7 protein-coding genes and 1 pseudogene are annotated in these 8,796 nt (G+C 68.9%); 3 read left to right on the top strand and 5 right to left on the bottom strand.

What is annotated here, in order from left to right; all coding sequences use genetic code 11:
• A partial coding sequence (locus tag ACLL81_RS10750; RefSeq protein WP_411288339.1) for an outer membrane protein occupies nucleotides 1–779 on the bottom strand: 779 nt, incomplete at its 3' end.
• 546 nt (nucleotides 780–1,325) lie between these two features.
• Nucleotides 1,326–3,116, bottom strand: a complete 1,791-nt coding sequence (locus ACLL81_RS10745) for a cation:proton antiporter (RefSeq protein WP_411288338.1) — start codon at nucleotides 3,114–3,116, stop codon at nucleotides 1,326–1,328.
• An 80-nt stretch (nucleotides 3,117–3,196) separates the two neighbouring features.
• On the opposite strand from ACLL81_RS10745, the gene ACLL81_RS10740 reads away from it, so the two are divergent.
• Nucleotides 3,197–3,688 carry a copper chaperone PCu(A)C gene (locus tag ACLL81_RS10740; RefSeq protein WP_411288337.1) on the top strand — a complete coding sequence of 164 codons (492 nt, stop codon included), beginning with the start codon at nucleotides 3,197–3,199 and terminating at the stop codon, nucleotides 3,686–3,688.
• Nucleotides 3,689–3,792: 104 nt separating this feature from the next.
• Nucleotides 3,793–5,835: a M13 family metallopeptidase gene (locus tag ACLL81_RS10735; RefSeq protein ID WP_411288336.1), complete on the top strand. Its 2,043-nt coding sequence runs from the start codon at nucleotides 3,793–3,795 to the stop codon at nucleotides 5,833–5,835.
• Between the two features lie 150 nt (nucleotides 5,836–5,985).
• Here the strand turns inward: ACLL81_RS10735 and ACLL81_RS10730 are convergent, their stop codons facing one another.
• Genes ACLL81_RS10730 through ACLL81_RS10720 form a run of 3 tightly spaced genes read right to left on the bottom strand, consistent with a single transcriptional unit; the run spans nucleotide 5,986 to nucleotide 8,530 of the window.
• On the bottom strand, nucleotides 5,986–6,342 hold the full coding sequence (locus tag ACLL81_RS10730) for an endonuclease domain-containing protein (RefSeq protein ID WP_411288335.1): 357 nt from the start codon (nucleotides 6,340–6,342) through the stop codon (nucleotides 5,986–5,988).
• A 3-nt stretch (nucleotides 6,343–6,345) separates the two neighbouring features.
• The gene (locus ACLL81_RS10725; RefSeq protein ID WP_411288334.1) at nucleotides 6,346–6,981 is read right to left on the bottom strand and encodes a hypothetical protein; all 636 of its coding nucleotides are present in this window, start codon (nucleotides 6,979–6,981) and stop codon (nucleotides 6,346–6,348) included.
• Nucleotides 6,982–7,033: 52 nt separating this feature from the next.
• On the bottom strand, nucleotides 7,034–8,530 hold the full coding sequence (locus ACLL81_RS10720; protein ID WP_411288333.1) for a CoA-acylating methylmalonate-semialdehyde dehydrogenase: 1,497 nt from the start codon (nucleotides 8,528–8,530) through the stop codon (nucleotides 7,034–7,036).
• 82 nt (nucleotides 8,531–8,612) lie between these two features.
• On the opposite strand from ACLL81_RS10720, the pseudogene ACLL81_RS10715 reads away from it, so the two are divergent.
• A pseudogene (locus ACLL81_RS10715) lies at nucleotides 8,613–8,796 on the top strand (acyltransferase); the annotation flags it as partial.

Raw genomic sequence — 8,796 nt, 5'->3', positions numbered from 1 at the left:
CGAGGCGGCGAGCGCCGCGGGGGCGGCGGCGGGGGCGGCGGGGCTGCGAAGGAGTAACGCAAGCCCAGCGTCACCGACTGGTCGCGGTACTCGCCGCTGAACACGCCGGGTTGCAGGGCGTTGGTGCCGCGCGAAGCGAAGTCGACATCCGAACCGCCGAGGTAGCGGTAGGTCAGGTCGACGTCGAGGCGTTCCGTGGCCTGCCAGGCGAGACCGGCGATGAGCTGCCAGGCAAACGCCGTGTCATCGTCGTCGATGCTCAGGTTCTGGAACGCGGGGTTGGTCGCGCTGAACGGCAGCGGGACCTGCGAGAACTGGCCCGTGACGTCGGTGCTGACGTTGTTCACGCCAAGGCCGGCGCCCACGAACGGGTTGATGACCGAGCCGGGCATGAAGTCATAGAGAAGGTTCCCCATGACGGTCCAGGAGCTGGTGTCGCCGTTCGGCGGGCCGCAGGTCGGCGCAGCCGCCGTGCGGGTCACGCCGGGCGTGCAGAGGCCGAGGATGACGTTGTTGGGGCCGCCGCGGATCGACTCGATGTCGCCGCCGCGATAGCCGACTTCCAGTTCAACACGCCAGTTGTCGTTGAGCTGATAGCCAAGACGGGCGAAGCCCGCCCAGTCTTCTTCCTGGTTGAAGTCCCAGGAGTAGGGCGCGCCGTTGGGGGCGTTGTTGGAAGACGTGGCTTCCATGCTTTCCGGCCAGTGGTAGCCAAGATCGACGGCGCCGTACCAGCCGACTTGCGCGGAAGCTGCGCTAGCGGCGAAAACCGCGGCCATAGCGGCCCCAGCCAGGAGTTTGAACTTCATAATCAGAGCCCTCTCGTTGCCCTCAGCGCTGTGGCCGTTTGACCCAGCCTTCGTATATCAAGACCGACTGATTGCGTCAGTGTCGCCGAAGCCACACTCAGACCGCAATTTCCTCAGCCTTGCGAACCTATGCAGCGACGCTATCGACTATCCCCGCGGTTATCAACTTGGGGTGAGAGAGTTCTTCTTTCGTTAACTCGCGGCCGAGGCGCCTGATGCGCCTTCGACGGTCGAAATCTGATCTGCCATTCCTCCGCAGAACCCACCGAGGTGGGCGCCAGGCGCCCTGAAGTTTCGGCGGAAGCCTTTGGTTTCTCTTCGAAAACGCGGCGCGCCAGGACGTTGACGAGCGCTGTCGCGACTGAGCGGCCTTGCCGGATTTTCTTCCTCATCGCCCCCGTGGCGCTTTTGACACGCCGCAGCCCCATTGAGCCGGGGACGTCTAAAGCCAAGCTTGGTTCTCATGTGGGCCTACGCCCACGGATGAATTTTATTCAGCCTTAGTTCCGGCGCCGATCAGACATCGCGCGCCCGGCGGTAGCGGCGGCTGCGACCACCCATGGCGTTGGGCCGGTTCAGCGCCGCGCGGAAGGCGTCGCGCCGCTCGTGGATCGAGGCGATCACCAGGCCCATGGGCACGCCGATCTCCACAAGGACCGCCTCGGAGAGCTGCAGGCTGGCTTCCACCGTCTCCGGCACCGCGTCGGTGGCGCCCAGGTCATAGAGCCGCTGGGCGTGGCGCGCGTCGCGGGCGCGGGCCACGATGGTCAGGTCCGGCCGCAGCTCGCGGGCCACCGCGACGATCGCCTCCGCCCCATCGGGATTGTCCATGGTCACCACCAGGGCGGGCGCGTCGGCCAGACCGCAGCGCATCAGGAACTCGGCGCGAGAGGCGTCGCCGAAGAAGACCAGTTCGCCCCGGCGGCGGCCGGCGTCCACCAAGCGCGGGTCCTGTTCGGCGGCGACCCAGGCGATTTTGTGGCGCGCGAGCATCTCACCCACCAGCTTGCCGACCCGGCCGTAACCGACCACCAGCACCCTGGCTTCGCCCTCGGCCCGGGGCGCGCCCGCCTCCGGCTCGGCGGGCAGTTCGGTCGGCGAGATGCGCCGGCCGCCGACCTTCGCACCCAGCGCCGCCAGGAACGGAATGCAGATCATCGAGAGCGTCGCAGCCACCAGCACCGCCTGGCCCACAGTGCGATCGACCAGCCGCTGGTCCATGGCCTGGCCCAGAATGACGAAGGCGAATTCCCCGGCCCCTGCCAGCAACAGAGCCGCCTCGGCCGCGCTGCGAGTGCGCAGGCCGAACAGCCTGGCCAGCACGAACACCACCGCGCCATTGACCAGGAGCAGGCCTGCCGCGGCGCCGACGATCTGCAGGGGCCGCTCCAGCAGCAAGGGCACGTTCAGGCCGATCCCGATGGACACGAAGAACAGGCCGAGCAGGAGGCCCTTGAACGGCTCGATGGTCACCTCGACCTCATGCCGGTACTCGGTCTCGGCCAGCAGCAGGCCGGCGATGAAGGCGCCCAACGCCATCGAGAGGCCGGTCATCGCGCTGACCAGGCCGGCGCCGATCACCACCAGCAGGCAGGCGGCGACGAACAGCTCCTCACTCTTGGCCTTGGCCACCGAACGCAGCATCGGCCGCAGCAGCAGGCGGCCGAACACCAGGAGGGCGACCACCCCCAGCACCGCCGGGGCGAAGGACAAGAGCAGGCTGGGCGAGAAGTCCTCGCCGGACCTGCGGCCCATCAGGGTCAGGGTGATCAGGATCGGCGCCACCGCAAGGTCCTGGAACAGCAGCACCGAGAAGGTGGTCCGCCCCGCCAGGGAGTGCTGCCGCTTCTGCTCGGTGAGGATCGGCATGACGATGGCGGTGGAGGACAGCGCCAGCGCCGCCCCGATGGCCAGGGCCGCGGCCGGGGGCTGGCCCACCCAGATGGCGACGCCAGCGGTCACCGACAGGCAGACCGCCACCTGTAGCCCGCCCAGGCCGAACACATAGCGGCGGAGCCGCCGTAGCCGCTCCCAGGACAGCCCCAGCCCGATGGTGAACAGCAGGAAGACGACCCCGAACTCGGCGAGCTGCGCCACCTGCTCGGGATTGTCGATAGTCACCGCGCCCAGCCAGGGGATATCGTCGCCAAGCTGGCCCAGGCCCGAGGGTCCCAGGAAGACCCCGGCGATCAGGAACCCCAGGATGGGGCTCAGCTTGAGGCGGCGGAACAGGGGAACCACGATCCCCGCGGTCGCAAGGAACAGGATCACGTCCTTGTAGGCGGCGGCTTCGACGTGGCCTTCCATCGGGTCTCCCGGGTTGCGGCCGGACTATGGCCCAGCAGACGCGCTTGAGGAATCTCCGGATGGGCGTAAGGACGGCGATTGTGAGCTTCGCCGCGAAATCCCGCAGCGCCCCGGGCGCCCACCGCCTGGCGCGCGCCGTCCTGCTGGTCGCCCTGACCACCGGACCCGCCCAGGCCGCGCCGCCTGCCGGCCTCGAAGTCATCCGCCCCTGGAGCCGCCCGGCGGCGGCCGGAGGTTCGGGGGCGGGCTTCATGGAGCTGACCAACCGTGGTCGCACCGCCGACGCCCTGGTCGCGGTGGCGAGCCCGCTCGCCCGCAATGTGGAGATGCACCGCTCGGTGATGGCGGGCGGGGTGATGTCGATGCGGAGGCTGGCGCGGGTGGCGGTTCCGGCCGGGGGCGCGGTGCGTTTCGCGCCCGGCGGCCACCACCTGATGTTCCTGGGGCTGAGCAAGCCGCTGAAGGCGGGCGACGGCCTGCCCGCTACCCTGACCTTCGCCAGCGGCGCAAAGCTCAACGTCACCTTCGCCGTCGGGACCGGGATTGGTCCACCGGCCCCACACCGCCATTGATCGGCGCTGGGCCGCCAACCTGACCAAAATGTAACGGGCCTCAGAGCCTGCGGCGGAGTCATGTTCGCCGCAAGCCAAGACCCTCAGCGGGAGCCCTCCACACTATGAAGACCCTCTGGTTCGGCGCCGCCGCGGCGGCCGCCCTGATGATCACCGCCCAGCCCGCCGCAGCCCAGGCGCCCGACCTGGCCAAGGCTCCACGGATGGGAACCTGGGGCTTCGATCTCTCTGGCCGGGAGATGGCCACCAGCCCCGGGCAGAGCTTCTTCCGCCACGCCAACGGCGGCTACATGGACCGGCTGGTGATCCCGGCAGACCGGTCCACCTACGGCGCCTTCGACGCCCTGAACGAGCTGTCACGCGACCGCATGCGCGCCGTGGCCGACAAGGCCGCCGCCGACCGCGCCGCCACCGGCCCCACCGCCCAGGTGGGGGCGCTCTACCGCAGCTTCATGGACGAGGCCCGGGTCGAGGCCCTGGGCGCCAAGCCCCTGGCCGCCGACCTGGCGGCGATCCGCCAGGCCGCCACCCGCGACGACGTGGCGGGGTTGATGGGCGGGACCATGAAGGCGTTCGGCGGCTCGTTCTTCACCGCCCAGATCTTCGACGACGCCAAGGACCCTCTGAAATACACGGTCTATCTGGGCCAGGGCGGGCTGGGCCTGCCCGACCGCGACTACTATCTGGTCGACCGCTTCGCCCCGCAGAAGAAGGCCTACGAAGCTTATGTGGCCACGATGCTGCGGGCCGTGGGCTGGACCAACCCGGAGGCCAACGCCAAGGCGATCGTGGCGCTCGAGACCGAGATCGCCAGGGTCTCCTGGACCCGGGCCGAGCGTCGCGACGACGACAAGACCTACAACCCCTTCGAGGTCGACCGGCTAGGCGCCTATGCGCCGGGCTTCAACTGGGCCCGTTACATGCAGGCCATGGATCTGGGCGGCGTGAAGCGGGTGGTGGTCGCCGAGAACACCGCCTTCCCGAAGATCGCCGCGCTTTACGCTGCGGCGCCGGTGGACACCCTGAAGGCCTGGATGGCGTTCAACCTGGCCGACCAGGCCGCGCCCTACCTCTCCAAGTCCTTCGTCGAGCCGCGCTTCGAGTTCCGGCTGAAGACCCTGGGCGGCCAGCCGCAGATGCAGCCCCGGTGGAAGCGCGGCGTCGGCCTGGTGGACGCCCAGGTCGGCGAGGCGCTGGGCAAGCTCTATGTGGACGCCTACTTCCCGGCGGACAGCAAGATCAAGATGGAAGCCCTGGTGGGCGACCTGAAGACCGCCATGAAGGGGCGCATCGAGAACCTCGAATGGATGGGTCCGCAGACCAAGGCCAAGGCCCTGGAGAAGCTGGCCAAGTTCAGCGTCAAGATCGGCTATCCCGACAAGTGGCGCGACTATTCATCCCTGCGGCTGAAGGACGACGACCTCTACGGCAATGTGGAGCGAGCCGCCGCCTTCGCCTGGGACTATGACGCCCGGCGCCTGAACCAGCCGGTAGACCGCGGCGAGTGGGGCATGACCCCGCCGACCATCAACGCCTACTACTCGTCGACCAAGAACGAGATCGTCTTTCCCGCCGCCATCCTGCAGCCGCCGTTCTTCGATCCCGACGGCGACCCGGCGGTGAACTACGGCGGCATCGGCGGGGTGATCGGCCACGAGATCACCCATGGTTTCGACGACCAGGGCCGCAAGTCCGATGGCGACGGCCGGCTCACCGACTGGTGGACCGCCGAGGACACCGCCAAGTTCCAGGTCCAGGCCACCAGGCTCGGCAAGCAGTACGACGCGGTCGAGGTGCTGCCCGGCGCCAACATCAAGGGCGACCTGACCATGGGCGAGAACATCGCCGATCTGGGCGGGCTGCTGCTGGCGCTGGACGCCTACAACATCTCCCTGAACGGGCGCCCGGCGCCGGTAATCGACGGCCTGACCGGCGACCAGCGGGTGTTTCTGGGCTGGGCGCAGGCCTGGCGGGGCAAGTACCGCGACGACCTGATGAAGCAGCTGCTGGTCTCCGACCCGCACGCGCCGCCGCAAGCCCGGGTGGACCAGCCGGTGCGCAACATCGACGCCTTCTACCAGGCGTTCGGGGTCAAGCCCGGCGACGCCATGTACGTCCCGCCGGAGCAGCGGGTGCGCATCTGGTAGGCCGGCTGGAGCCTTCAAAAATCTGAAGCCTGGGGGGTCGCGCCGGGCTTTCAGCCCGACGAGGTCGCCACCATCGGACAGATCTGAGAGACCCCTCATCCGACCCGCTCGCGCGGGCCACCTTCTCCCGCAAGGGGAGAAGGAACACTTTCAGTAGTCGCCGAGAGCGGAGGGGCAACCGACCGCAGCCAGGATGCGGTTCATCACCCGGTGGTCGGCGGCGTTGATCTCGCTGTTGGTGAAGCGCAGGACCCGGAAACCCAGTTTTGCGAGCGCCGCATCGCGTACAGCGTCCCGTTCCACGTCATGGAACGGGACATCGGCCTCGATGATCAGCCGGTGACGCGGGCACATAAAGTCGGCCACGTAAGGGCCGATCGGGACCTGGCGGCGGAACTTCAGGTCCCCCAGTCGGCGGTCGCGTAGCAGCTTCCACAGGAAGCGCTCAGTGGACGGGGCGTTGCGGCGCAGGGTTCGAGCGCGTTTGACGGTCGCGAGCCGGATCATGGCTCAGACCCCGAGTTCCCGGCGCACGAAGCGATAGGTTTCGCGCTTTTCGCAGGCGCAGCTGCGCATCTCGCCCTTGTCGTTCCACCAGACCAGCAGCGGGTAGGCGAAGTTGACGCCATTGTCCTTGAGCAGCGGCTTCAGCCGATCAACGGTGCTGCGGCCGGCCTCCACCACCGCGGTGCGGGCCATGTCGCCGTCGGCGGGCGCGATGCCGGGCGCGGTCCAGGCCTCGGCGGGCACGGCCTCCCAGCGCTCCAGCAGCTTCCAGTCGCGGGTCAGCCAGAGCTGCGCCACCGTGGCGCGCTCCGCGGGTGTGGACTTGGACACCCCGTTGACGTCGCGCCGGGCGATCTCGATCACCCGGGTGTCGACGCCCTTGGCGTGCATCCTGGGGAATTCTTCCAGCCTGAAGCGGACGCAGTCCGGGCAGGTGCGGAACGACACCATGTAGAGCTTCTTGCCCGGCAGCCCGGGCGCGGCCCAGCCTGATGCTTCCAACAGGCGGGTGATCTCGGCCTGATGGCGCACAACCGTCTTCGGCCGCCAGCGCAGGTCGTAGTTCCAGAAGGCCCAGGCGCCCGCCGCGGCCACCACCACGACCAAGGCCACGCTCGCCCACAGCTTGAAACGTCCCATGCGGTCTCCTCGTCGGACGGATGCTAGGCCGCCCAGGTCTCCGGCGCGAGCCTCACTGCATGGTAGGGATCACGAAGGCGCTATCCTCGTGGGCGCCTTCGGGCCAGCGGGCGGTGATGGTCTTGACCTTGGTGTAGAACTTCACGCCCTCCAGGCCGTGCTGGTTGGTGTCGCCGAAGGCCGAGCGCTTCCAGCCGCCGAAGGAGTGGTAGGCCACCGGCACCGGGATCGGCACATTGATGCCCACCATGCCGACGTTGACCCGGGCGGCGAACTCGCGCGCCGCGCGGCCGTCGCGGGTGAAGATGGCCACGCCGTTCCCGTACTGGTGGGCGGATGGCAGGGCGAGCGCTTCCTCGAAAGTCGCGGCGCGGACGATCTGCAGGACGGGTCCGAAGATCTCTTCCTGGTAGGTCTGCATGGTGGGCGTCACGTGATCGAACAGGGTCGGGCCGATGAAGAAGCCCTTCTCGTAGCCCTGCAGGGAGAAGCCGCGGCCATCGACCACCAGCTCGGCGCCTTCGCTGACGCCCATCTGGATGTAGTCGCTGATCTTCTGGCGGTGGGCGGCGGAGACCACCGGGCCGTAGTGGGCCGCCGGGTCGGTGGAGATGCCCACCTGCAGGGTGGCGATCTCGGCGACCATCCGCTCGCGCAGCTCATCGGCGGTGGCCCTGCCCACCGGCACCACCACCGGCAGCGCCATGCAGCGTTCCCCGGCTGAGCCGAAGGCCGCCCCGGAGAGGTCCTTGACCACCTGGTCGAGGTCGGCGTCGGGGAGCACAACCCCGTGGTTCTTGGCCCCGCCCATGGCCTGCACCCGCTTACCCGCCGCGGTCCCGCGGGCGTAGATGTACTGGGCGATGTCGCTGGAGCCGACGAAGCTCACCGCGCGGATGTCGGGGTGGTCGAGGATGGCGTCCACCGCCACCTTGTCCCCGTGCACCACATTCAGCACGCCCGCCGGGGCGCCGGCCTCCATCATCAGCTCGGCCAGCCGCACGGGGACGGTGGGGTCCTTCTCCGAGGGCTTGAGGATGAAGCTGTTGCCCACCGCGATGGCGATGCCGAACATCCACATGGGGATCATGGCGGGGAAGTTGAACGGGGTGATCCCGGCGGCCACGCCGAGGGGCTGGCGCATGGAATAGACATCGATGCCCGGGCCCGCGCCCTCGGTATATTCGCCCTTCAGCACATGCGGGATGCCGCAGGCGAACTCGATGACCTCAAGGCCCCGCTGGATGTCGCCCTTGCTGTCGGCGATGACCTTGCCGTGCTCCGCCGACAGCATCTGCGCCAGGTCGTCCATGTTCGCCTCGATCAGGCGCTTGAACTCGAACATCACCCGGGCGCGGCGCTGGGGGTTGGTGGCGGCCCAGTCCACCTGGGCGCGCACCGCCGCGGCCACCGCGGCGTCCAGCTCCGACGCGGTGGCCAGGGCCACCCGGGCCTGCACTTCGCCGGTGTTGGGATTGAAGATGTCGCCGAACCGGCCGGAGATCCCGGCCACGGCCGCGCCGTCGATGAAGTGGGTGATCTCACGCATGGGCGGGCTTTTAGGCGTTTGCCGGCGCTCCGGCTAGGCGCCGCCCTTGCCCGCGGGTCCGCCGCCAGCGCATCCTCAGGCCATGACGGTTGCTTCCCCCGCCCACGCGCTCCGCCAGGGCGCCCGAGACCATGTGATCGATGACCTGATCGCAGAGCGGGCGCCGAAGCTTGCCGCTTCGCCCGTGTGGCCGCTGCTGCGTCCCCTGCTCTATGGGCTGCTGGACTACGCCAAGGCCCGGCGGATGGCTGACGCCATCGCGCCGC

Origin of the sequence: Phenylobacterium sp., from assembly GCF_046590535.1 — a bacterium.
In the GTDB taxonomy this organism is placed as follows: domain Bacteria; phylum Pseudomonadota; class Alphaproteobacteria; order Caulobacterales; family Caulobacteraceae; genus Phenylobacterium.
Note: the sequence above shows the minus strand (reverse complement) of the source record. Positions and strands in the feature narration are given on the sequence as shown.

What these genes read in the sequence shown, in the direction of transcription:
- ACLL81_RS10745 (WP_411288338.1), bottom strand. Translation starts at nt 3,116, where the DNA reads ATGGAAGGCCACGTCGAAGCCGCCGCCTACAAGGACGTGATCCTGTTC.
- ACLL81_RS10735 (WP_411288336.1), top strand. Translation starts at nt 3,793, where the DNA reads ATGAAGACCCTCTGGTTCGGCGCCGCCGCGGCGGCCGCCCTGATGATC.
- ACLL81_RS10730 (WP_411288335.1), bottom strand. Translation starts at nt 6,342, where the DNA reads ATGATCCGGCTCGCGACCGTCAAACGCGCTCGAACCCTGCGCCGCAAC.
- ACLL81_RS10725 (WP_411288334.1), bottom strand. Translation starts at nt 6,981, where the DNA reads ATGGGACGTTTCAAGCTGTGGGCGAGCGTGGCCTTGGTCGTGGTGGTG.
- ACLL81_RS10720 (WP_411288333.1), bottom strand. Translation starts at nt 8,530, where the DNA reads ATGCGTGAGATCACCCACTTCATCGACGGCGCGGCCGTGGCCGGGATC.